This window comes from Bacillus sp. RE35 (assembly GCF_052146655.1).
GTDB classification, from domain to species: domain Bacteria; phylum Bacillota; class Bacilli; order Bacillales; family Bacillaceae_G; genus Bacillus_A; species Bacillus_A cereus.
Map to the genome: position 1 here is coordinate 1,807,013 of NZ_CP197377.1, position 23,794 is coordinate 1,830,806.

The following is a 23,794-nucleotide window of genomic DNA, read 5'->3' on the forward strand; positions in this document are numbered from 1 at the left end:
TATTATGTAAGATAATACGTCTTACTTCTATAGAGTCATATCTAGTTTATTACATTTTATAAAAGATATTCAAGTATTTGAAAATGTATCCGTGCAAACCCGCGAACAAAACATAGGAATTCAGTGAACCGAATATAATTCAGTAAAATCCTTTGTAAAAGGGGAAATGGCATGGGGAATCCATTAGCAATGGAAGAAATGCTTCATATTATTCATGCAGGGCTTGTTAAAAAGAATAACCCAAAACGGATTACGATTGCAGGTGCAGGGATTTCTGGATTAGTTGCAGGTTCTTTATTAAAAGAGGCTGGGCACGAAGTAACGATTATAGAAGCAAATAACAGAATAGGTGGCAGAGTGTATACGATTCGGGAACCATTTAGTGTGGGTTTATATTTTAATGCGGGACCGATGAGAATCCCTGACACCCATAAGTTAACCTTAGCGTATATTCATAAATTTAAACTACCTTTAAACCTTTTTATAAATAAAACTTTTGCAGATATCATTTATACGAATAACATTCAAACGAGATTGAATGTGTTTGAAAATGATCCAAGTGTACTTGAATATCCGGTTTTGGATAAAGAAAGAGGAAAAACGGCAGAAGAGCTAATGATTGAAGTATTAGAACCAATACTAAATTACATTAAGAAGGATCCTGATAAAAACTGGCTTATCGTTGAAAAAAAGTATAAAACGTATTCGCTTGGTTCATTTTTAATGGAGTATTATTCAGATGGTGCGATAGATATGATTGGGGTACTTCTTGATATGGAAGCTTATATGGGAATGTCCTTAATTGAAGTATTACGTGAAATGATTTTCTTTACTTCAACAACGAAATATTATGAAATAACTGGTGGAATGGATAAGTTATCGAATGCATTCTTACCACAATTAAGGGAACATATTTTAATGCCGTATAAGGTTGATAAAATTATACAAGAAGATAATAAAGTAATGTTACAAGGAAATCATGAACAAACGTTAGAGCAATTTACAATAACAAGTGATTTTGCTATTATTACAATTCCATTTTCAGCGTTAAGATTTGTAGAAGTTCAGCCATACTATTTATTCTCTTATTTTAAAAAAAGAGCAATTCGTGAATTAAATTATATTGCTGCAACTAAAATTGCAATAGAGTTTAAAAGTAGATTTTGGGAGAAAGCGGGACAGTGTGGCGGTAAATCTATTACTGATTTACCGATACGGTTTACATACTATCCGAGTTATGGCATTCATACTCCAGGACCAGCTATCGTTATAGCAAGTTATACGTGGGCAGATGAGGCGTTAACATGGGATAGTCTCCCGCAAAGAGATCGTATTCGTTACGCATTAAAAAATTTAGCGGAAATATACGGTGACATCGTCTATAGTGAGTTTGTCACTGGAACATCTTTTAGCTGGAGTAAAAATCCGTATTCTTGCGGTGCATTTACAGCTTTCGAACCAGGCCAAGAGCTCGAGTTATTTCCGTATATTACACCACCATCTGGAAAAGTACATTTTGCAGGAGAGCATACGACATTAACACATGGATGGATGCAAGGGGCAATTGAGTCTGGAGTTAGAGTTGCATATGAAGTAAATGAACAGTGAATCTCTTATATTTACAAATGGTCATTCTTTTAATAAAATGATAAATATAAATCGTAATTATTACGCTTTGAATACATTTGAAGTAAAGAAATGGATGGTCGGTTGAATGAATAAAGTGGAGATTCATATATTAGGTGGTTTTTTAGGTAGTGGAAAATCAACATTATTACAAAATTTATTGTTAGCAGAGAAAAAGAAGAATAGAAAAGTTGCAGTATTAATGAATGAAATTGGTGAATACTCAGTAGATACAGATATTATTGGAAAAGAGAATGTTTTAAGAGAACTTCTTAAAGGATGTATTTGTTGTACGTTAAAAGAAGAGCTTGAAATACAATTACATTCGTTATACCAACAAGAAAGACCAGATGTAATTTATATAGAAACGACAGGTGTTGCGCATCCAATTGAAGTGTTAGACGCGTGTGTCTCGCCAATTTTAGCTCCTTTTCTGGAAGTGAAATCAATTGTAGTCGTTTTAGATGCAGTAAGGTGGTTAAATCGAAGTATATTAAGTGCAAATGTACAACAGCTATTGCATGAGCAACTGAAATTTGGTAGTCACATTCTTGTTAATAAAGCAGATTTACTAACAGATGAAGATAAGAATACAGTATTTGAAGAAGTAAAGGCAATAAATGATCATGCGAAAATGTATGAGACAAAGTATTGTAATATATCTTTAAAAGATATAGAAGAAGCAGAATTTCCAAATGATGAGGAACACGAGACACTACATGTCAAACAGCATTTACATATACAAACAATGACATATCAATTTACGAAACCGATTGATCAAGACACATTATATGAATGGCTTTCGAATTTACCAGATAGTATTTATCGAGTGAAAGGTTTTGTGAAATTCCATGGAGATAAATACCCTCACCTATTCCAATATTCGTTCGGAGTACCAACTTTATTAGAACAAGACTTCGGTTTCCCGACAAACTTAGTAGTAATAGGAGAAGGACTAGATAAGAAACAATTGGCTGAAGGGTTAGAGAAAGTAGAACTTAACTCTAATTAAGGGGAAAAGACTAACTTAAAAATAAGTTAGTCTTTTTGTATGGTCATTACTGAAATGAAACAGTATTTTCAATTGGATTGCAGAATATATATTGATTGTATGTCCGTTTCCATTACATAGGAAGGTGATTATATATTTGTGCCGAATGTAGAGGGTACTACAAGAGTTTTCCATTATCTATCGAATTAGTTAGTCATGATTACGGACAGGGGATTTTGGCGTGTTTGATTCTATCAGAAAGTAAAGTATGGGGAGGATCACAATGTCGATGAAAAAACGTAAGTGGCTAAAAACAATGTTTACTGGTTGTGTTTTAGGTTCGTTATTAATAACGGCAGCTTGTTCAGGAAAGAAAACAAGTACAGAGGATGAAAAAACGATTAAGGTAGGAGTCCTTGCTTCTTTAACAGGACCGCTAGAATCGTATGGAAAACAAACAGTGAACGGATTTGAATTAGGGTTAAATTATGCAACTGGTGGAACTGGGAAAGTAGATGGGAAAAAGATTAAGTTTGTTGTAGAAGATACAGAAACGAAAGCGGATGTAGCAGTTAAAAAAGCTACGAAGTTATTAGAAGAAGAGAAAGTTGATTTTTTAGTTGGATCGTCTAGTTCAAGTGATACGTTAGCGGTTTTACCACTGGCTGAAGAATATGAAAAGATTATGGTTGTAGAACCGGCAGTTGCGGATAGTATTACCGGGAAGAACTGGAATAAATATATTTTTAGAACTGGAAGAAGTTCCTCACAAGATGCGATTGCAGGAGCAGCAGCAATTGCGAAAAAAGATGTAAAGATTGCAACATTTGCCCCAGATAACGCTTTTGGTCGTGAAGGGATTGCTGCATTTAAAGCGGGTGCGAAAAAATTAGGTGCGAACATTGTGAATGAGCAATACGCGGATACAAATTCAACAGATTTTACAGCGAATATTCAAAATATCATTAGTTCAAAACCAGATTATTTATTTATCGTTTGGGCAGGGGCAAATTCACCTTGGAAACAGTTGAAAGATATGAATGTGGAAGCGCAAGGTATTAAAATTTCTACAGGTGCGCCAGATATACCAGCATTAAAAACAATGGATGCATTAGTAGGTATGCAAGGTTTTTCTGTATATTATCACACACTTCCAAAAAATAAAGTGAATGATTGGCTAGTTGAAGAGCATAAAAAACGTTTTAATGGTGCAGTGCCAGATTTGTTTACAGCAGGAGGAATGTCAGCAGCAATTTCTATTGTAGAAGCCTTAAAGAAAACAAAAGGTGATACAGATGTAGATACCTTGATTAAGAAAATGGAAGGAATGGAATTTGATACACCGAAAGGAAAGATGAAGTTTAGAGAGAAGGACCACCAAGCGATGCAGACACTGTATTCTATCACATTGAAAAAGCAAGACGGTGTTGATTATCCGGTGCCAGTGTTAGAGCGAGAATTAACGATGAAAGAAACAGAACCACCAGTTCAAAATAAATAGACTGAATTTTCTGTTGTTTTTGTATAAAGAGGGGGGACCCTCTTTATACAAATTTCTTTCATACTCACGGCTTTAAAGGGAGGGATTTCGTGACACATTTGCTAGAGACGAAAAATCTTAGTGTATCTTTTGGTGAACATCAAGTTATTAAAGATGTAAATTTAACTGTCCAAAAAGGAAAGCTCATTTCTATTATTGGGCCAAATGGTGCGGGGAAGACAACGTTATTTAATTTACTAAGTGGACAGATTTCACCCACAACAGGTGAAGTGTATTTTAAAGGGCAAGATATTACAAAACTATCGATTTCAGATCGAACACGCTTAGGAATCGGTCGCTCTTTTCAGCTTACAAACATATTCCCAGAATTAACGGTACTTGAAAATGTCCGTTTAAGTGTTCAATCATTCGTACAAGATTACTATAGTTTTTTCCCGAGTTCAGCAAAATTAAAGCAACAAGTTGGAGAGGCGAGACGTTTCTTAAAAACAGTATTACTTCATGAAAAAGAGAACGTATTAGCGAAAGATTTGGCACATGGAGAGAAAAGGAAGCTAGAACTTGCGATGTTATTAGCTTTAAAAACGGATGTGTTATTACTTGATGAGCCGACGGCAGGTATTTCGGTTGAGGAAGTCCCTGCTATATTACAAGTGATTGAAAATATTAAGAAACATCCAGAGAGCACAATTGTACTTATCGAACACAAAATGGATATGATACTAGGTTTGTCAGATCATCTTATCGTTTTATTTCATGGAGAGTTATTGGCTGAAGGATTGCCAGAAGAAATTATGAAAGATGAGCGTGTACAAAGTGCTTATTTAGGGGGATTATATAGTGGCACTATTACAAGTGAATAATATAGAAACGTATTTAGATCAGTTTCATATTTTGCAAGGAGTATCTCTTGCTGTTGAGAAAGGGACGATTACTGTACTGTTTGGTAGAAATGGGGCAGGGAAAACAACGACATTACGTTCAGTGATGGGGTTTCACCGCATTGCAGATGGTGAAATTTATTATGATAGTGCAAAAGTGAGTGGATTACCTACACATTTAATTTCAAGGAAAGGAATAGGGTATGTACCAGAAAATCAAGGTATTTTTCATGATTTGACAGTAGAAGAAACTTTCGCTCTTGCTAGGGGAAAAGGTGAGGAAGTAGAAGGGAAAATAGAGTGGATGCTGGAACTATTTCCGGATTTAAAGCAGTTTTGGAATAAGAAAAGTGGGCTCTTGAGCGGAGGGCAAAAGCAAATGTTGGCTATTTCAAGAGCGTTTATTAATAGTGATGGATTATTACTTATTGATGAACCGAGCAAAGGGCTATCCCCGATAATGGTGGAGAAATTAATGGTAGCTATTTTGAAGATGAAAGAGAAAACAACAGTTTTACTTGTTGAGCAAAATTTTATGATGGCCAGTCAAATTGGCGATTATTTTTACATTATGGATAACGGACGAATTGTTCATAACGGTTTTATGAATGAATTAAAAAAGGATAAGGAAATGTGTCATAAATATTTAGGAATCTCTTAACATGAATCCGAGGTGAAAAGGATGGATGTGTTAATCAATTTATTTGTAAATGGGATTTCAACAGGGATGCTCATTTTTTTGTTAGCATCAGGTCTTTCACTTATTTTCGGTTTAATGAGCGTTTTAAACTTTGCACACGGTGGTTTATTTGCATGGGGAGCATTTACAGGTGTTTGGTTATTTAATGTGACAGGAAGTTATATATTAGCTTTAGTTGGAGCAGTAGCCATGGGAATGTTCCTAGGATTTATTTTAGAAAGGTTTCTTATTAGGCCGGTATATGGAAATCATGTTCGACAGCTGCTCGTTACGCTTGGAGGAATGCTCGTTCTTAGTGAGTGTATTAAAATATTTTGGGGGCCAAACCCTATTAGTGCAAAATTACCGTTATGGTTACAAGGAAGTTTTACATTCGGAGGTATTATATTAATTAAATATCGTCTATTTGTTATTTTGATTGGGATAATTATTTACATTGCACTACTACTATTACTCAAAAAGACGAAGATAGGTCTTATGATCCGTGCAGGTGTAATGGATAAAGAAATGGTTCAAGCGCTTGGTATTAATGTAAAAGCGATATTTTCTTTCGTCTTTTTATTAGGGGCAGGGATGGCAGCTTTGGGAGGATTCTTATTAGCACCGTATTCGGGCGTTATTTTCGCCGAGATGGGCATGCAGTATGCAATTTTAGCTTTTATAGTAGTAATTATCGGTGGATTAGGAAGCGTTCAAGGTTCAGCTATTGCTTCTTTAATTGTCGGATTAGCTGGTGCTTTTACAGCGTATTTTATACCAGATTTATCACTTGCAATTAATATGTTAATGTTACTATTTTTCTTAATAGTGAAGCCAACTGGACTTGTTGGTGAAAAGGGGTGAAATGGTGAACAACACATCGGACCGAATTAAAGTATACTTCGGAGTATGTATGCTCATTTGTTTAAGTGTATTTCCGTTCGTAAATGATTCACGGAGCCTGTTAATTTTGTTCACTCAAATCTTCATCTTTGCTATTTTTGCAATGAGTTTTGATGTATTGCTTGGGTATACAGGAATTGTATCGTTCGGTCATTGTATGTTCTTTGGGATAGGAGCATATGGGGTAGCACTTTTATTTGATCGACAAGGCGTATCAATAACGAACTTTTTAATTGGAATAGTAGCTGCAATTATCGTTTCAGCAATCGTTAGTTATATAATTGGTTTGCTTTCTTTACGATTGAAAAGTCATTTTTATGCAATGTTAACACTTGCTATTTCACAGTTATTTTTTGTACTTGCTGAAAAATGGCGTGGGCTTACTCACGGAGGAGATGGTTTTACATTTGGTGTACCAGACGTATTCCGTGATCGTTTTACGTTTTATTATGTAACACTTATATGTTTACTTATCATTTTTGTTCTGTTACGTCTTTTCACCAAATCTTCTATTGGAAAAGTATTAAAGGCAATTTCCCAAAATGAGCAACGTGTTGAAGCACTAGGATATAAAGTGCTTCATTATAAAATTATTGCTAGCATTGTTGCAGGAGTAGTAGCTGCGATTAGCGGTGGTTTATTTGTTATCACATTGCGTTTTGTTAATACGACTGTATTTTCAATTGAAATGACATTAAATGCATTATTGATGACGATGATTGGTGGGGTTGGAACGTTAATTGGAGCAATTGCAGGAGCTGGAATTATTGAATCTCTAAAATATTATTTATCAGAACTAGCTACAGAGTATCCGATCTTTGAACGATGGACGATTATTCTTGGTTTATTGTACATTATCGTATTGCTAGTTTTCCCGAAAGGATTAGTTGGCACGGTTAAGGGACTGAAGAATATGAAACGGAATAAGAAGGAGAAAAGTGCAGAAGTGGAGCAAAATGTGTGAAAAATCAATTGTATAGAATATGAAAATCCCTCTTTTAGATTCATAAAGGAGGGATTTTTTATTAACCGAATAGTTCATCAGGGATTTGTTTGAAAGAGTTTTGATTTGTAAAAAAATGAACAGCTAATTTTTCAACTGGAACATCTTCAATTGGTACCAATTTATCATTTTTAATCGGCAAAAAGGCTATCCCTTTTCCGTCCTGAATAAACTCTTCCATAAGCGAATAAGAATCTAATTGTTGAAGTTGACGCTGAGATAAATTATTTTCTTTTAGAAATTGTATCGTCTTATTTCTAAAAGGGCACTTTTTGTCATTGCTAACGAAGAAGAGTTCCTTTGAATAGTCAATGATACATTTTTCTTGATCTTTTAGTAAGCCTATAGAAATTGAAGTAGTAAATACTTTTTTAAAACCTGCACCAGAATCATCCTCATAAGTGATGACCATATCAACTTTTTGTTGCTGCAGTAATTTTGGCAAATGACTACTATTTTCTACATATATTTGATAATTCATGAAATTTTCTTTAATACGCTTACTTAAATAATTAGTCAAAATCGATTGTGACGTCGCGATTATATAAGAAGACCCACTTGTTTTAATTTTATCTTTCGCTTCTTCTAATAGAGTTAATATTTGATTCGTGTAATCTAATAAAATGTCACCAGAAGGTAATAAGGAAACGCCTTTGTTATCTCTATGTAGTAAGGGTGTTTCTAATTCTTGTTCTAATTTTTTGATTCTTTCAGTTACGTTCGGTTGAACATAACCTAACTCTTTAGCAGCTTTACTAATAGAACCCTCACTGGCTACAGTTTTGAATATAATAAGATCATTTATTTCCATATATCTCAGCCCCTTATGCACTATCATTATAAATGATACCAAACATAATTTATACCTATTTTACGTTAGCTACTTATCGATTTATCATAATGTATATAAGATTGAAAGCGAGTGATAAACATGATTGGAATGCAATATAAGGTCATTTTGCCAAAGGATTATGACATGGAAATTATTAAGAAAAGGGTAAAGGATAATGGTTATAAAACTGATGGTTTCCAAGCACTAAATTTTAAAGCTTATTTAATTACGGAAACGGAGAAAGACGGGAATTTTTATAACTCCTATGCACCTTTATATATTTGGAATGGGCATGAAGGGATGAATAAATTTATCTTTGAAGGGTATTACGATAATATTTTACAATCGTTTGGTTGGCAACAAATACATATAGGTGTTCCATTAGTTGTTAATCTAAGTGATGGATTTAAGAAAAGTAGATATGTTGTTGAATATGCAGGAAGTATTGCTCAAAGTAAAACGCTGATTGGGACTCAATTAAACATGATGAATGAAAATGTACAAAACAATGAAAAGTGTTTAGGGAATGTAATCGTTTATAATCCGGATAAATGGGGATATAGTAGGTTTGAGTTTTATGAAGAGAAGCCTGATATTATAGTAAATAAAGGTGCTACAGTATATGAGATTTTACACATTTCACGATGAAATTTTGTTGTATATTAAAAATAAGAAAAGGAATGAAAGTCTATGCCTTTTGTGAAGATTTATTATCCTGAAAACATATTAAATGAAGAAGAGTTGGAAAAAATGGGTGAATGTATCCATCTTTCGTTAATTGAACATTTTAACATCCCTGAAAATGATTATTTTCAAATGTTCTTACCTTACCAACAAAATAAATTTTTATATAATCCATATTATTTGTTGGAAAGAGGAGAAAAGAGAACAGAGAATATGATATATGTTTCTATTACATGTGGACCGGGAAGAACGGTGCAACAGAAAAAAGATTTGTATCAATCGATATCTTTAAAAATTACGGAATATTCCGACGTTAAAACTTCGAATATTTTTATTACACTAAATGAGACAGCTGCTGAAAACTGGTCATTTGGTCAAGGAATAGCACAAATGATGAAAATAAAGGGAGAAAAAAATGAAAAATGAACTTATTGAAGTACATATTAAAAAGAAAATGAGAGAAATGGCACCTGCATTTGCTCATTATAGTGAAAAGATATTATTTGAGGAAGTGTGGCGGGATGCCACTTTAACATTAAGGGAAAGAAGTTTGTGTACTGTGTCAGCACTAATCAGTCTCGGTAATACAGAACAATTACAATTTCATCTGAAGCTAGCTAAACAAAATGGGATTAAGGAGAATGAATTGGTTGCATTAATAACACATATGGCTTTTTACGTTGGTTGGCCAAAAGCTATGGCAGCTTTAAATATAGTAATGAATGAAAGGAAAAGTTAAGAATAATGATAAGTAAGAATTCATGTTTATATGAATTCTTACTTATCATTATTTATGCAATACTCTATCGATATATTTATTACATTTTTTCTTGCTTTTTTATCACTTGCGTAGTAAAGTGATAGTAAGATGAACGCTAGGAAGTGACAAAACATGCGTGATAATACGATAGGATCATTAATATGGTTACGTTTAATACGATTTACGAACCAAAGTAATCAAATGTCAAATGAGTTTTTAAAACGTTTTGATTTAACGACAGCTCAATTTGATGTGCTTTTGCAAATACGTACGTATCAACCACTAACACAAATGGAGTTAGCTGAAAAGGTAACTGTTACACAAGGTGGCATTTCTCGAATGTTAACTCGTCTTGAAAAAGAAGGATATATTGTACGAAAACAAGATTGGAAAACGAAAACAATTAGTCTTACAGAGCAAGGAGAAGCAGCTTTAGAGAGAGCATTGCCAGAGCAACTTGCATTTCAATCTTCGTTTTTTGATGATGTATTAAATGAAGAAGAGCAGAAAATATTATATGAGCTGATGACGAAAGTTCATAAGCATAGTGAAAAAAAAGAATTACCGCAAGAGTAATTTTTTTTACACCATCAATTGACTAATCAAGTGATGGTGTAGGTAATACGGAGATAAACTTGACTTACCAACGTTTTTAGAAAAAAACTAATACTACTTTATTAAAGGGGAGAGTAACTATGGAAAAATACCGTATAGATACAAGAAAAGGAATTGAGTTTGGATTATATTCAATTGGTGATCATGTTTTAAATCCACATAATGGGGACAAAATTACGCCAGAGAAAAGAATTCACGAACTAATTGAAACAGCTAAGTTAGCAGATGAGGCAGGACTTGATGTGTTTGCTGTCGGCGAAAGTCATCAAACACATTTTACAACGCAAGCTCATACAGTTATTTTAGGTGCGGTCGCGCAAGCTACGAAAAATATAAAAATTGCAAGTTCCGCAACGATATTAAGTACATCTGATCCAGTTCGAGTATATGAGGATTTCGCTACCATTGACTTGATTTCTAATGGACGTGCAGAAATTGTGGCTGGTCGTGGATCTCGTATTGGAGGATATAGTTTACTTGGTTATGACGTGAATGATTATGAAGAATTATTTGAAGAGAAGATGGATCTTTTATTAAAAATTAATAACGAGGAACATGTAACATGGAATGGACAGTTCAGAGCACCGCTCGCACATGCATCGGTGATTCCAAGAGCGAAAAATAATAACTTACCAATTTGGCGTGCAGTTGGAGGTCCACCAGCTAGTGCAATTAAAGCAGGACGTGCAGGTGTGCCAATGATGATAACAACACTTGGTGGTCCAGCAATTAACTTTAAAGTGTCAGTAGATGCTTACCGCGAGGCTGCTCAGCAAAGCGGATTTGATCCAGCTAGTTTACCAGTTGCGACAACGAGTTTATTTTATACGGCAAAAAATTCACAAGATGCACTTAGTGAATATTACCCTCACATTAATGCTGGTATGCTTACACTGCGCGGTGATGGGTATCCGAAACAGCAATTTACAAATGCAATAGATTACCGTGATGCTTTAATGGTTGGTAGCCCACAACAAATCATTGAGAAAATGCTTTACCAATATGAATTGTTTGGCCAACAACGCTTTATGGCACAAATTGATTTTGGCGGTGTACCATTTGATAAAATTGAGAAAAATATTGAATTAATTGCTACTGAAATTTTACCAGCCGTTAGAAAACATACAGCAAAATAAATAAAAAAACTGAGAGTTTAATCGACTCTCAGTTTTTTTATTTGTTCTGGAAAAATGACAAAAAAATGAACTTTTAGTCGAGGAAGAGGGAAGTTGTTTTCTATTTTTGAATAACATTATTTCGAGTTTGAATTTTGAAAATACATTTTTCTCTTGACAAAAAATAAGCATTTATCGTGGGTGCTTTCGAGGACATTTTTCCGAGTAAAAGTCAAGCGTATGAAGAAAAAACGATTGTTTTATAGATATAAAAGTAAGAAGTATATTGAAAAAACACATTTTGCTAATGAGAAAAATCTGATTCAAAAAAATGACAAAAGACATATTTCAGACAAAATGATGTCAATAATACGTCAAAAATAACCTGAATTTACTATGCAGGTATATTATACAATTCGATTAACGAATAAAACACTACAGAAATAGTGAAAAGGTAAAAAATAGCATTACAATAGTTTGAAAAACTGAAACTTCATATTTTTCGACAATACATACAAAATGTTTTTGTCTTTTCGTATTTCTTAATAATTGAGTTTGATAAGATTGCTCAATTAACTTTTATTATAAAAACTATGAAGGAAGTGATTTTAGTATGGAAACGCTCGAATTGGCACGAATACAGTTCGCATCAACAACGATTTTCCATTACTTTTTTGTTCCGCTGTCAATTGGTTTAGCTTTTATTATTGCGATCATGCAAACGTTGTATGTGGTAAAAGGGCAAGAGGTATATAAGAAGATGGCAAAGTTTTGGACGCAATTATTCCTTATTAACTTTGCAGTAGGTGTAGTAACAGGTATTTTACAAGAATTTCAGTTTGGTATGAACTGGTCAACGTATTCACGTTTTGTAGGTGATGTATTTGGTCCCTCGCTTGCAATTGAAGGATTACTGGCATTTTTCATTGAGTCTACATTCCTAGGTTTATGGGTATTCGGTGAGGACAAATTACCGAAGCGAATTCACTTAATGTGTATTTGGCTCCTTTCAATTGGAACGATGTTATCAGCATTCTGGATTTTAACTGCAAGTGCATTTATGCAGTCACCTGTCGGGTATGAAATGGCAGCTGATGGTCGTGCGCAAATGAATGATTTCTTAGCCATTATTCAAAACCCACAACTATGGGTACAATTCCCGCATACAATTACAGCGGCAATTGCAACAGGTGCATTCTTTATTGCTGGTGTAAGTGCATGGAAAATTACAAAAGGACAAGAAACTGTAGTATTTAAAAAATCTTTCCGAATTTCTATCATTGTTGGAACAATTACAACGGCGCTTGTATTATTCTTTGGTCATGCACAAGCGCAACAATTAATTAAGACACATCCAATGAAGATGGCGGCAGCTGAAGCGCTATGGAATACAAGTGAGGATCCAGCACCATTTACAGTATTTTCGAAAATTGATACAGAGAAGAAAGAAAATTCGTTTGAAATTCAAATCCCTTATATGCTAAGTCTATTATCGTATGATAAGTTTAGCGGTCAAGTTGAAGGGATGAATCAAATTCAAAAACAATATGAGGAAAAATATGGACCTGGAGATTATATTCCTCCAGTGCATACAATGTTTTGGAGTTTTAGAGCGATGGTAATGAGTGGAACATTCATGCTTCTTCTAGGAGCTTACGGATGGTTCTTATCAAGAAAAGATCGTTTAGCTGAAAAAACGTGGTATTTAAAATTAATGGTGTATGCAATTTCTCTTCCATTCATCGGTAATACAGTAGGGTGGATTATGACTGAAATGGGTCGTCAACCTTGGGTAGTATTTGGTGTAATGAAAACAGAAGATGCTGTATCACCAAATGTAACATTCGGTGAAGTATTATTCTCACTTATTTCATTCACATCAATGTATTTAATTATGGGTGGAATTTGTGTGTACTTATTCGTTCGTACCATTAAGGGCCACACGAATAAGAAAACGAAAAAGGATTATCAAAGCCATGATCCATTTGATAAGGAGGAAGAGTATGTTATCTCTTAATGAGTTGTGGTTTTTAGTTATTGCAATCTTGTTTGTTGGATTCTTCGTACTGGAAGGTTTCGATTTTGGTGTAGGAATGGTTTCGAGGTTTTTAGGAAAGAATGATTTTGAAAAACGAGTTTACTTAAATACAATAGGACCGTTCTGGCACGCGAATGAAGTATGGCTTGTTTGTGCTGGTGGAGCCATGTTTGCGGCATTTCCGCACTGGTATGCAACTTTATTTAGTGGTTTTTATATTCCATTTGTATTTATGCTTCTTGCTTTAATTTTAAGAGGTGTTTCCTTTAAATTTCGTGCGAAAATAGATAATCATAAATGGAAGAGTGCATGGGATTGGGGGATGTTTATTGGAAGTATGTTACCTCCTATCCTTTGGGGAGTTGCGATTGCAAACTTTATGGTAGGTGTACCTATTGATGAGAGTAAAAATGTTGTAGGTGGATTCTTGCAATTACTTCATCCATTTGCGTTACTTGGAGGAGTAATGTTTCTCCTACTATGTATTGTTCACGGATTACAATTTCTTACGATACGTACAACTGGTAAATTGAGAGAACGTGCACGAATTGCTGCAATAAAAATTGCACCATTTTCATTACTTACACTTCTTGTTTTTGCTGGTGTGGGGTTATGGAAAACCGACATTTTCACTGCTCATGGAACAGAATGGATTATGGTACCAATCGGAGCTTTTGTAGCACTATTAGTGTCCACTTTATTAAATAAAAGAAGAAGAGATGGTTGGGCTTTCTTTATGACGAGTTTAACGATCATTTTACTAAGTGCGAGTGTATTTATCGGTATGTTCCCACGTGTTATGATTAGCTCTTTAGGAGCAATGAATGATTTGACAATTTACAACGCAGCATCAGGAGCTTATGCATTAAAACTTATGACTTACTTTGCGATTGCTATTTTGCCTTTCGTTATCGGAAGTCAAATATGGAGTTATTATGTATTTAGACAACCTGTTAAGTCAGACAACGATTTGGAGTACTAATGAAAAGAAAAAGAGGACTTCCGTCTTATCCCGGTAGCCGTATTTTATATGTAGCGTTAACGATTATTAGTATTTTAGAAGCTTTTAGTATTATTGCGCAAACAATCTTTTTAGCACGAGCTATTACGTTTTTATTTCATGGAGAGACAGTACAAACAATATTAAGTGAAGTTGTTTATTTTGGTATCGCGTTTGCAGCGCGTAACATAGTAGTTCGAACATCACAAATATTAGTGGAACGTTTTGCTGAAAAAACAGGGTCGTTACTAAGAAAACAATTGATAGAGGCATATTTCACATTAGGTCCAAGGTATGTTCAAACTGTTGGAACTGGTCATCTGGTTACCTTATCAATTGAGGGGATTGAGAAATTTAAAACATATATTGAATTAACGATTCCTAAAATGATTAGAAGTAGTATCGTTCCAGGTCTAATTGTACTATATGTTTTTACGCTAGATATTGAGTCTGGAATCATTTTAGTTGTAACGATTCCTATCGTGATCATATTTATGATTCTTCTCGGATTAGCAGCGCAAAAAATGGCAGATAGTCAGTATGAGATATATCGTGTACTTTCGAATCATTTTGTAGATACGTTAAAAGGTTTAGAAACATTAAAGTATTTAGGGAAAAGTGAACAGCACGAAGGAAAGATTGAAAAAGTAAGTAAAAGATATAGAAAAGCAACGATGCGTACTTTGCGAGTTGCTTTTCTTTCTTCTTTTGCATTAGATTTCTTTACGAGTTTATCAATTGCGTTTGTGGCAGTTGGATTAGGGATACGTTTAATAGATGGAACGATTATACTATTACCAGCCCTTACAATTTTGATTTTAGCTCCGGAATATTTTCTGCCGATTAAACAAGTGGGAGCAAATTATCATGCGACATTAGATGGACAAATTGCGATGGAGCAAATAGAAGAGATTTTGCAACAACAAAAAGGAATACAAAAGAAAGATTTAAATGAAGATATAGTATGGAATGCCTCTAGTAGCTTGAAATTACAAGATATCAAAGTTAATAATACTGAATCTGAAAAGGCTATATTAGAAGGAATTAATTTTACTTGGGAAGGTAACGGTGCTATTGGTGTTATTGGTGAAAGTGGTGCAGGGAAATCGACGTTAATCGACGTATTAGCAGGTTTTTTATCTCCTTCGAGTGGAAAGATGTTAGTAAATGGTGTAGAAGTTGATGGATCTACTCGTGAAGATTGGCAAAAAAATATTGCTTATATTCCGCAGCAACCTTATATTTTTCCGCTTTCATTAAAGGATAATATTCGTTTTTATGAAACAAATGCAACAGATGAAGAAGTTGAAAGAGTTATTAATGAAGTCGGCCTTCGTTCACTCGTTACATCACTTCCAAATGGGATACACGAAAGAATTGGAGAAGGTGGACGTATGCTAAGTGGCGGACAAGAACAGCGTGTTGCTATGGCGCGTGCGCTTTTAAGTAAAAAACCAATCATTTTATTAGATGAGCCTACGGCACATCTTGATATTGAAACCGAATTTGAAATAAAGCAAGCGATGTTACGTCTATTTAATGGAAAGTTAGTATTTTTAGCAACTCACCGTCTACATTGGATGAAACAAATGGACCATATTCTTATTCTAAATAAAGGGGAAATGAAAGAAAGTGGGACGTATGAAGAACTTTTAGAGAATGAGACATTACATTTTCATAGGGAAGAGAGGGGAGAGAAATGAGTAACTGGGTTAAACCTTATATAAAACAAAATAAAGGTAGAATGACTTTAACTATTTTCCTTGGTCTTCTTGGAGTTAGTTCAGGAGCGATGTTACTTTTTATTTCAGGTTATTTGATCTCAAAATCTGCCCTTAGACCAGAAAATGTAATGGCTGTATATGTTCCTATTGTTGCAACAAGAGCGTTTAGTATAGGGCAAGCTGTATTTCATTATATAGAGCGCCTAGTCGGACATGATGTCGTACTACGTATATTAGAAAAAATGAGAACGAGGCTATATAGAATAGTAGAACCACAGGCGTTATTTTTCCGTTCTCGATTTCAAACGGGTGATATGTTAGGAGTGTTATCCGAAGATATAGAGCATTTGCAAAACCTATATTTACGTACAATATTTCCTAGCATATTAGCGCTAGTTGTTTATAGTATCTTCGTACTTGTTATCGGTGCATTTGATTTTGTTTTTGCACTTATTGTAGGTTGTATGTTAGCTATTATCGTTTTTCTTCTTCCGTTTGTATCATTACTTTTGATGAAGAAACATCATGTTACTTTAAAGCAAGGAAGAAACCGTTTGTATCAACAACTGACAGATGCTGTTTTTGGATTATCTGATTGGCAAGCAAGTGGTCGTAAAGATGAATTTATTAATGAGTATGTAAAACAAAATGATCAGTTGTTAAAAATCGAAAAGAGAGTGAAACGCTGGTATCATATTCGGGACAGTATCATTCAATTAGTAGTAGGTATTGTAGTTATTTCGATGATCATATGGACTGGGAATGAAGCGGCAAGTGAACAAATTGCTCCTACAGTTATCGCAGCTTTCGTATTAATGACTTTATCTGTAACAAACGCGCTTATTCCTATTGCAGATGCCATCGATCGAATACCGTCGTACGTAGAATCTACCCATCGTCTTAATGGCGTAGAAAGTGATAGTGTTTTACATGATGAAACGGATTTGCATGGAGAGAAAGATTATATTGAACCAAAACATGTAGATATTGAACTGAATCACGTATCGTATAGTTATCCAGATAGTAATGAGATTGTATTAAAAGATGTATCATTACAAATAAAAGCAGGGAAGAAAATTGCTATTTTAGGGAGAAGTGGGACAGGGAAATCTACTTTACTAAAATTGTTAACAGGGGCGTTAAGCCCAGTAAATGGACAAGTTGTATTGAATGGTGAACGAGCTCATACGAATCTTTTAGCTAAATATATTTCTGTATTAAATCAAAAGCCGCATTTGTTTGATACGACAATTGGAAATAATGTACGAATTGGCAAACCGGAGGCGACGGATGAAGAGATATGGAAAGCTTTAGAGAAAGCACAATTAGCTTCACATGTTACTTCTCTTCCAGACGGATTACAAACAAAAATGCATGAAATGGGAAAGCGGTTTTCTGGTGGGGAAAGACAAAGGGTTGCTTTTGCTAGAACTCTTATGCAAGAAACACCAATTATTGTACTTGATGAACCGACTATCGGTTTAGATCCAAAAACAGAATTGTCTTTAATCGAAACAATGTTTTCTGCAACGGAAGAAAAGACGGTTATTTGGATTACGCACCATCTTGTAGGAATAGAACATGTAGACGAAGTTATATTCCTTGATCGTGGCCAAATTGTCATGCAAGGTAGTCATAAACAACTTCTGAAAGAAAATGAAAAGTATCGTAAACTTTATGAGTTAGATAAAGGAATATGATTTGAATAAGCAATAATTGTAAAAATAGCTACGCCTAATGGTGGAGCTATTTTTTTGTTAGATTGCAGGTGTATATGATTGTTACGAATTAAAAATGAATTTCATATTATACATATAGTGGAGGGGATGTACATGAAGGAGCAATATAAAATCATTGTTTTAAGTGATGAGTTATCAGGGGAGAGGATTCGAAATACGTTAGACAAAAATAAATGTAAAACAATAGTTCATGTTGTAGACGTTTCAGATGTTGTTCGTATAGAAAGTTCTTTTCAATATATAGTCATTTGGAGAGGGGACGCAGAAAAACTTACAAATGACTTGATAAATAGGGGCGTGCAAAGTTCAAAAATTATTAATTTAACAAAATACATGTATGAATGGAAGGATAAATTAATTTCTATCTATCAAATAAATCCGGATCTTATGTCTTTATACATTTCTATGAAAAAAGCAAAGAGTGATCCGACGTATGAATTGTTTGCTACCGGTTTGTCTTATCCACATTGTGGCATAAGTACGGAGCTTCTCTCAAAAAAGTCAATAAAATTAACACTTCCATCGCAAGATCTATACTATGATTATTTAATAGCGTCACAACTTTTATCAAACAATCATTCATTTCAATATTGTTTAATAGGAATAGCCTATTTCTCGTTTTACTTTGATATGTCGTTATCATCTGAATCATATAGAATTCACAAAGTATATTATCCATTGTTTCAAGATGGTCATCATACTGTAGTTCATTCTCCTCTACCCACTGATGGATTCTCACATCTAAATACTCCGAAACCACTTCTTTCTATTTTTAATTTGCATTTTGAATATATTTTATTAGACGAACTAAAAGATGAATCATTGACGCTGCCTTGGATAAATGCTGAATGGAATACTACTTCTCTTCATATTCCTTTTGAAGAACACGGGAAAATAAGAGCAGCTTCACATGCTAAATTGGCGTATCCTCATACTTTAGATGAAAATAAAATGATTTTTAAGAAATATTTAGAATTACTGTTAAAAAACGATATAAAGCCATTAATTGTTGTGTTCCCTGTTACTTCACATTATTTCAATTGTAGTAGTAAGAAATTAAAAGAAGATTTTTATAAAGTTATAAATGATTTTCAAACTCAATATTCTTTTCAAATTATAGATCTATTTGATTCGCCATTATTTTGTGACGATGATTTTTATGATAGTGATCATATGAATAAAAAAGGTGCAAATAAAATGTCCGCATTATTAAATATGTTTATTCAGGAACGAAAAGTATGATATTTTGTTTCATGTTTGCATAAAAGTATATAGGCTCCATACAGTTAAAGTAATGTGATTTTTGTGTCGCGTATATAAATAATATGCGAAGAGGTGAGAGAGTTAAAATGAGAACTCGTATTGAAAGAACTGAAGAAATGGTAGAGCAACTTCCGTTGGTAAGTGTATTAATTCCTACGTATAATCGTCCTAGTTACTTTGAAAAGGCGTTATGTAGTGTGTTAGAACAAACGTACCCTAATATAGAAATTATAGTTGGAGATGACAGCACGAATGATGAAACAGAAAAATTGTTACAAAAATACTTATGTGATCATTCAAATATTATTTATATAAAAAATAGGTCAACTCTCGGACAATTTGAAAATGCGTTAATGTTATTTAATGAAGCGAACGGTGAGTATATAAATTTTTTAATGGATGATGATGTATTTCATGTGAATAAAATTGAAAAAATGATGAAGTATTTTTTCAATGATTTAGATAATGAAATTAAGCTTGTAACATCTCATCGTCAAGTCATTGATGATAAAGGGAAAGAACTGCGACATATTTATTCGACTGTCCGTTTATTTGAAGAGGATACCATTATAGAGGGAACAGAATTAGGAAATAAGGTAATTGTGGATCAAAAAAATTATATTGGAGAACCGACAACAGTTTTATTTCGTAAAAATGATTTACAAGAACCATATGGGATTTTTGATAAGAGGCGGTATTTATGTAACGTAGATATAGCTTCATGGTTATCTTTATTAAGTAAAGGAAAAGCAGTATATATAGCAGAGACACTGAGTTACTTTCGATTACATCCAGATCAACAGTTAAATGAATCTAATAAAATGATGGATGGGTTAGAAGATTTTTCACACAGTATTATAGCAGGAGAACAATATGGTTTCTTATCCACCGAAAAAGAGTTAGACAAAGCGATAACTAATTTTCTAGATTATGCAAGAAGGATAGTTCCATCATCAATATTATATACATTAGACTATTACCAAAAAATTAGAGCGAAGAAAATAAACATAGAAAAGAAAAAACAACATATAAATAATAATTCTTCATTACCGAAAGTAAGTATACTTATTCCTGCATACAATAGACCTTATTACTTGGAATTAGCACTCAACAGCGCTTTGAATCAAACATATGAAAATATTGAAATTATTATTTCTGACGATAGTACAAATAATGAAGTCAATGCTATGATTCAACCGTACTTACGTGAATATAAGTGTATTACATATGTTAAAAATGAAACGCCGTTAGTTGCCGAAAACTTTAATAAGTGTGTAGAACTTGCGAATGGGGACTATATAAACTTTTTATTAGATGATGATTTATTTCATCATGAAAAGATCGAGAGAATGATGAAATACTTTTTGACGTTAGAAAATATTTCATTTGTGACGTCATATCGTGAACTGATTGATGAGAATGGAGAGATATTACCACCTTCAACATTAAATATGAAAATCGCGAAAGAAACTACACTTTTTGAAGGAAAAGAATTAGGAAATTATATGTTAAAAAACTTAAAAAATGTAGTTGGTGAGCCGACAACTGTTTTGTTTAATCGGGATTTGTTTGACGGGAAGTTTGGATATTTTAAAGGAAAGGCTTATTCTGCTATTAATGACATTGCAACTTGGCTAGATATGATGAGGAAAGGAAAAGTAGTTTATATGCAAGAACCTCTTAGTTATTTTAGACAACATAGTGGACAAAATCAAAAACAAATGCATTTTATTTTAATGACAATTGAAGAGTGGATTGAATTAATTATAGATGCATATAATAGTGGATTTTTAAGCTCCGAAAGTGAGTATAAAGAGAGTTTATCTTATTGTTTAGAAAATGCGGGATTTATAGTTAAGGATGCAGTAAGAAATGGCGAACTAGATCAAATTTATAATGAAAAGATAAAAAAAGGGTTAAACAAGTTAGTTGCTCATATGTTTGAGAAAGAATCTTGTTATTGTCAATATTGCAATCAACAATTTGAAAAATTTTCACCTTGGCCAGCGCATTATGATTTTCCGAAATATAAATTTGAGATGTGGAATAAAGATACAGGGATATGTCCAGTTTGCAATTCGATGGATCGTGAAAGATTGTATCGTGCGTACATTGAAACGGAAACGGACTTGTTAAATAGAAACTATACAATGCTTCATATTGCACCTGAAGCGAAGTTAAGAGATTGGTTTAACGAGTATAAAAATATTACGTATGTATGTGGTGACTTAGAACCAAAGGATCCATTAATGAAGGAAATTGATGTTACAAGGATTACATATGATAGTAATACTTTTGATGTAATATTATGTAGTCATGTGTTAGAACACGTTCCTGATGATGACAAAGCAATGCGAGAGTTATATAGAGTGTTAAAGCCAAATGGATGGGGAATTATTCAAGTACCGATCGTAATGAATGTAGATTTTATTATAGAGAATGAATTAATTGTAACACCACAATTGAGGAAATTAGCTTTTGGTCAAGAAGATCATGTGAGAATTTACAATCAATCGGGATTTATTCAACGATTAATGAATGCAGGATTTAAGGTAGAATTATATAACATAGCGGAAAAACAAGGAATGAAAAGTGCTAGGAAGTTTGGATTAACTGAAACAGATATGCTCTATATTGTCCGAAAATGATAGGAAGGAATAGATAGATATGGAGAATATTCCTTTTTTACGTGCTTCAACTGTACCTGTAAGTGAGTATTTGGACGAATTGAAGGAAATTGATACATCTCACATATATACGAATTATGGACCTATAAATCAACGTTTTGAGGAAACAATTATGTCGTCATTTTTTCAAAACAGGGGAGCTGTTACAACAGTAGCAAACGCAACGTTAGGGTTAATGGCGGCTATTCAACTAAAGAAAAGAAGAAAGGGAAAGTATGCTCTCATGCCTAGCTTTACATTCCCTGCGACTGCCTTAGCCGCTATTTGGTGTGGATTGGAACCGTACTTTATTGATATTTCAATAGATGATTGGTATATGGATAAAACCGTACTTTTGGATAAAATAGAAGAATTAAAAGAAGAGGTTGCGATTGTTATCCCGTACGCCACTTTTGGATCATGGATGAACTTAGAAAAATATGAAGAACTAGAGAAGAAGGGGATTCCGGTTGTCGTAGATGCGGCGCCGGGATTTGGATTAATGAATGGAGGGATGCATTACGGTCAAGATTTTAGTGGAATGATTGTATATAGCTTTCATGCAACAAAGCCGTTCGGAATTGGTGAAGGAGGGCTCATATATAGTAAAAACGAAGAAGATATACAACGTATTAAAAGAATGGGGAATTTCGGATTTGATAAAAATCGTGAATGTACGATGATGGGGTTTAATTGTAAAATGTCTGAATACGCAGCAGCTATTGGGATAGCGACTATAAAAAAGTGGGATCAAAAATTAAAAGAACGCAGCCGTATTTCTGAATGGTATAAACAGTTGTTACAAAATACTGGGTTAATGAAAAAAGGGTGGAAAGTCCAAAAGACAGAAGCGGTTATTCACCAATTTATGCCTATCATTTGTCCAGAAGAAGTTCGCAATATACAAGTAATAGAAGAACTGAAAAAACAGAAAATAGAAGCTAGATTATACTTTTCACCATCTTGCCACCAACAAGTTCTTTTTAAAAACTATAAGTCTACAGATTTAACAAAGACGAATAAAATAGCAAAACGAATCGTAAGTTTACCTTTATGGGAAGGAATGACGAAAGAACTAGTAGAGCAAATTGTAATCTGTTTAGAGCAGAAGGTGGTGTCGGTAGATGAATAGTTTTTATAGTCAAGAAGAACTAAAGCAAATTGGATTTTTATCTGTTGGGAAAAATGTATTGGTTAGTAAAAAAGCAAGTATATATAATCCGAGTGCTATATCAGTTGGCAATCATGTAAGAATTGATGATTTTTGCATTTTAAGTGGTAAAATCACAATTGGAAGTTATTCGCACATATCAGCGTATACAGCGTTATATGGAGGGGAAGTTGGGATTAAAATGCATGATTTTGCAAACATCTCAGCTAAAACAATCGTATATGCAGTACTTGATGATTTCAGTGGAAATACATTAATGGGGCCAACCGTCCCGAATCAATATAGGAATGTGAAAGCAGAAAAAGTTATTTTAAAAAAACATGTGATTATTGGTGCTAATTCTATTATTTTTCCAAATGTAACGGTAGGAGAAGGTACGGCAGTCGGTGCGATGAGTATGGTAAAAGAGAGTTTAGATGATTGGTATATTTACGCTGGAGTTCCCGTAAGAAAAGTAAAACCTCGTCAAAAAAAGATGCTAGAGTTAGAAATTGATTTTTTAAAAAGCATCCATTCTTAACAAAAAAGAATGAATGCTTTTTATTTTTATCTCGCTATTTGCCGATAAAGATTCGACTGGTGAGGGCTAATTAAAGTTTCACT

The 23,794-nt window shown here is 33.8% G+C and carries 21 protein-coding genes; 20 read left to right on the forward strand and 1 reads right to left on the reverse strand.

Features of this window, described 5'->3' with window-relative positions; translation table 11 throughout:
• Positions 1–171 precede the first annotated feature (171 nt).
• The 7 genes from ACTL4X_RS09430 to ACTL4X_RS09460 all read left to right on the forward strand — a co-directional run bounded on the left by ACTL4X_RS09430 (position 172) and on the right by ACTL4X_RS09460 (position 7,545).
• Positions 172–1,608 (forward strand): flavin monoamine oxidase family protein, encoded by a 1,437-nt coding sequence (locus ACTL4X_RS09430; RefSeq protein WP_000528002.1) that lies wholly within the window; start codon positions 172–174, stop codon positions 1,606–1,608.
• A gap of 106 nt (positions 1,609–1,714) precedes the next feature.
• Positions 1,715–2,638 carry a CobW family GTP-binding protein gene (locus tag ACTL4X_RS09435; RefSeq protein ID WP_001044942.1) on the forward strand — a complete coding sequence of 308 codons (924 nt, stop codon included), beginning with the start codon at positions 1,715–1,717 and terminating at the stop codon, positions 2,636–2,638.
• Positions 2,639–2,900: 262 nt separating this feature from the next.
• Positions 2,901–4,118 carry a substrate-binding domain-containing protein gene (locus tag ACTL4X_RS09440; RefSeq protein WP_000062009.1) on the forward strand — a complete coding sequence of 406 codons (1,218 nt, stop codon included), beginning with the start codon at positions 2,901–2,903 and terminating at the stop codon, positions 4,116–4,118.
• Positions 4,119–4,207: 89 nt separating this feature from the next.
• Positions 4,208–4,981: an ABC transporter ATP-binding protein gene (locus ACTL4X_RS09445; RefSeq protein WP_000149338.1), complete on the forward strand. Its 774-nt coding sequence runs from the start codon at positions 4,208–4,210 to the stop codon at positions 4,979–4,981.
• Complete coding sequence (locus ACTL4X_RS09450) at positions 4,959–5,660, forward strand: ABC transporter ATP-binding protein (RefSeq protein ID WP_001196696.1); 702 nt, start codon at positions 4,959–4,961, stop codon at positions 5,658–5,660. The genes ACTL4X_RS09445 and ACTL4X_RS09450 overlap by 23 nt, the downstream gene beginning before the upstream one ends.
• A gap of 21 nt (positions 5,661–5,681) precedes the next feature.
• Complete coding sequence (locus ACTL4X_RS09455) at positions 5,682–6,542, forward strand: branched-chain amino acid ABC transporter permease (RefSeq protein ID WP_000382805.1); 861 nt, start codon at positions 5,682–5,684, stop codon at positions 6,540–6,542.
• A gap of 49 nt (positions 6,543–6,591) precedes the next feature.
• The gene (locus ACTL4X_RS09460) at positions 6,592–7,545 is read left to right on the forward strand and encodes a branched-chain amino acid ABC transporter permease (RefSeq protein ID WP_002040965.1); all 954 of its coding nucleotides are present in this window, start codon (positions 6,592–6,594) and stop codon (positions 7,543–7,545) included.
• Between the two features lie 61 nt (positions 7,546–7,606).
• Here the strand turns inward: ACTL4X_RS09460 and ACTL4X_RS09465 are convergent, their stop codons facing one another.
• Positions 7,607–8,395 (reverse strand): LysR family transcriptional regulator, encoded by a 789-nt coding sequence (locus ACTL4X_RS09465; protein ID WP_000405005.1) that lies wholly within the window; start codon positions 8,393–8,395, stop codon positions 7,607–7,609.
• A gap of 120 nt (positions 8,396–8,515) precedes the next feature.
• On the opposite strand from ACTL4X_RS09465, the gene ACTL4X_RS09470 reads away from it, so the two are divergent.
• The 13 genes from ACTL4X_RS09470 to ACTL4X_RS09530 all read left to right on the forward strand — a co-directional run bounded on the left by ACTL4X_RS09470 (position 8,516) and on the right by ACTL4X_RS09530 (position 23,711).
• The gene (locus ACTL4X_RS09470; protein WP_000579897.1) at positions 8,516–9,064 is read left to right on the forward strand and encodes a DUF4865 family protein; all 549 of its coding nucleotides are present in this window, start codon (positions 8,516–8,518) and stop codon (positions 9,062–9,064) included.
• Positions 9,065–9,106: 42 nt separating this feature from the next.
• Positions 9,107–9,526: a tautomerase family protein gene (locus ACTL4X_RS09475; RefSeq protein ID WP_001117232.1), complete on the forward strand. Its 420-nt coding sequence runs from the start codon at positions 9,107–9,109 to the stop codon at positions 9,524–9,526.
• Positions 9,516–9,839, forward strand: coding sequence for a carboxymuconolactone decarboxylase family protein (locus tag ACTL4X_RS09480; RefSeq protein WP_000787195.1), 324 nt, complete (start codon positions 9,516–9,518; stop codon positions 9,837–9,839). The genes ACTL4X_RS09475 and ACTL4X_RS09480 overlap by 11 nt, the downstream gene beginning before the upstream one ends.
• Positions 9,840–9,992: 153 nt before the next feature.
• Positions 9,993–10,436 carry a MarR family winged helix-turn-helix transcriptional regulator gene (locus ACTL4X_RS09485; protein ID WP_001205523.1) on the forward strand — a complete coding sequence of 148 codons (444 nt, stop codon included), beginning with the start codon at positions 9,993–9,995 and terminating at the stop codon, positions 10,434–10,436.
• 119 nt (positions 10,437–10,555) lie between these two features.
• Positions 10,556–11,611 (forward strand): LLM class flavin-dependent oxidoreductase, encoded by a 1,056-nt coding sequence (locus ACTL4X_RS09490; RefSeq protein ID WP_000417543.1) that lies wholly within the window; start codon positions 10,556–10,558, stop codon positions 11,609–11,611.
• 592 nt (positions 11,612–12,203) lie between these two features.
• Complete coding sequence (gene cydA / locus ACTL4X_RS09495) at positions 12,204–13,607, forward strand: cytochrome ubiquinol oxidase subunit I (protein WP_000448870.1); 1,404 nt, start codon at positions 12,204–12,206, stop codon at positions 13,605–13,607.
• Positions 13,594–14,610, forward strand: coding sequence for a cytochrome d ubiquinol oxidase subunit II (gene cydB / locus ACTL4X_RS09500; RefSeq protein ID WP_000950085.1), 1,017 nt, complete (start codon positions 13,594–13,596; stop codon positions 14,608–14,610). The genes cydA and cydB overlap by 14 nt, the downstream gene beginning before the upstream one ends.
• Positions 14,610–16,331 (forward strand): thiol reductant ABC exporter subunit CydD, encoded by a 1,722-nt coding sequence (cydD, locus tag ACTL4X_RS09505; protein WP_000824039.1) that lies wholly within the window; start codon positions 14,610–14,612, stop codon positions 16,329–16,331. The genes cydB and cydD overlap by 1 nt, the downstream gene beginning before the upstream one ends.
• On the forward strand, positions 16,328–18,052 hold the full coding sequence (gene cydC, locus ACTL4X_RS09510; protein ID WP_000073643.1) for a thiol reductant ABC exporter subunit CydC: 1,725 nt from the start codon (positions 16,328–16,330) through the stop codon (positions 18,050–18,052). The genes cydD and cydC overlap by 4 nt, the downstream gene beginning before the upstream one ends.
• A 132-nt stretch (positions 18,053–18,184) precedes the next feature.
• Positions 18,185–19,333, forward strand: coding sequence for a hypothetical protein (locus tag ACTL4X_RS09515; protein WP_000664262.1), 1,149 nt, complete (start codon positions 18,185–18,187; stop codon positions 19,331–19,333).
• 107 nt (positions 19,334–19,440) lie between these two features.
• Positions 19,441–22,002, forward strand: a complete 2,562-nt coding sequence (locus ACTL4X_RS09520; RefSeq protein WP_001260415.1) for a glycosyltransferase — start codon at positions 19,441–19,443, stop codon at positions 22,000–22,002.
• Between the two features lie 19 nt (positions 22,003–22,021).
• On the forward strand, positions 22,022–23,152 hold the full coding sequence (locus ACTL4X_RS09525; protein ID WP_049107610.1) for a DegT/DnrJ/EryC1/StrS aminotransferase family protein: 1,131 nt from the start codon (positions 22,022–22,024) through the stop codon (positions 23,150–23,152).
• Positions 23,145–23,711 (forward strand): acyltransferase, encoded by a 567-nt coding sequence (locus ACTL4X_RS09530; protein WP_001084196.1) that lies wholly within the window; start codon positions 23,145–23,147, stop codon positions 23,709–23,711. Before ACTL4X_RS09525 ends, ACTL4X_RS09530 begins: the two co-directional genes overlap by 8 nt.
• The last annotated feature ends 83 nt before the right edge of the window (positions 23,712–23,794 follow it).

What these genes read in the sequence shown, in the direction of transcription:
- ACTL4X_RS09430 (WP_000528002.1), top strand. Translation starts at nt 172, where the DNA reads ATGGGGAATCCATTAGCAATGGAAGAAATGCTTCATATTATTCATGCA.
- ACTL4X_RS09435 (WP_001044942.1), top strand. Translation starts at nt 1,715, where the DNA reads ATGAATAAAGTGGAGATTCATATATTAGGTGGTTTTTTAGGTAGTGGA.
- ACTL4X_RS09440 (WP_000062009.1), top strand. Translation starts at nt 2,901, where the DNA reads ATGTCGATGAAAAAACGTAAGTGGCTAAAAACAATGTTTACTGGTTGT.
- ACTL4X_RS09455 (WP_000382805.1), top strand. Translation starts at nt 5,682, where the DNA reads ATGGATGTGTTAATCAATTTATTTGTAAATGGGATTTCAACAGGGATG.
- ACTL4X_RS09460 (WP_002040965.1), top strand. Translation starts at nt 6,592, where the DNA reads ATGCTCATTTGTTTAAGTGTATTTCCGTTCGTAAATGATTCACGGAGC.
- ACTL4X_RS09465 (WP_000405005.1), bottom strand. Translation starts at nt 8,395, where the DNA reads ATGGAAATAAATGATCTTATTATATTCAAAACTGTAGCCAGTGAGGGT.
- ACTL4X_RS09470 (WP_000579897.1), top strand. Translation starts at nt 8,516, where the DNA reads ATGATTGGAATGCAATATAAGGTCATTTTGCCAAAGGATTATGACATG.
- ACTL4X_RS09475 (WP_001117232.1), top strand. Translation starts at nt 9,107, where the DNA reads ATGCCTTTTGTGAAGATTTATTATCCTGAAAACATATTAAATGAAGAA.
- ACTL4X_RS09480 (WP_000787195.1), top strand. Translation starts at nt 9,516, where the DNA reads ATGAAAAATGAACTTATTGAAGTACATATTAAAAAGAAAATGAGAGAA.
- ACTL4X_RS09485 (WP_001205523.1), top strand. Translation starts at nt 9,993, where the DNA reads ATGCGTGATAATACGATAGGATCATTAATATGGTTACGTTTAATACGA.
- ACTL4X_RS09490 (WP_000417543.1), top strand. Translation starts at nt 10,556, where the DNA reads ATGGAAAAATACCGTATAGATACAAGAAAAGGAATTGAGTTTGGATTA.
- cydA (WP_000448870.1), top strand. Translation starts at nt 12,204, where the DNA reads ATGGAAACGCTCGAATTGGCACGAATACAGTTCGCATCAACAACGATT.
- cydB (WP_000950085.1), top strand. Translation starts at nt 13,594, where the DNA reads ATGTTATCTCTTAATGAGTTGTGGTTTTTAGTTATTGCAATCTTGTTT.
- cydD (WP_000824039.1), top strand. Translation starts at nt 14,610, where the DNA reads ATGAAAAGAAAAAGAGGACTTCCGTCTTATCCCGGTAGCCGTATTTTA.
- cydC (WP_000073643.1), top strand. Translation starts at nt 16,328, where the DNA reads ATGAGTAACTGGGTTAAACCTTATATAAAACAAAATAAAGGTAGAATG.
- ACTL4X_RS09515 (WP_000664262.1), top strand. Translation starts at nt 18,185, where the DNA reads ATGAAGGAGCAATATAAAATCATTGTTTTAAGTGATGAGTTATCAGGG.
- ACTL4X_RS09520 (WP_001260415.1), top strand. Translation starts at nt 19,441, where the DNA reads ATGAGAACTCGTATTGAAAGAACTGAAGAAATGGTAGAGCAACTTCCG.
- ACTL4X_RS09525 (WP_049107610.1), top strand. Translation starts at nt 22,022, where the DNA reads ATGGAGAATATTCCTTTTTTACGTGCTTCAACTGTACCTGTAAGTGAG.
- ACTL4X_RS09530 (WP_001084196.1), top strand. Translation starts at nt 23,145, where the DNA reads ATGAATAGTTTTTATAGTCAAGAAGAACTAAAGCAAATTGGATTTTTA.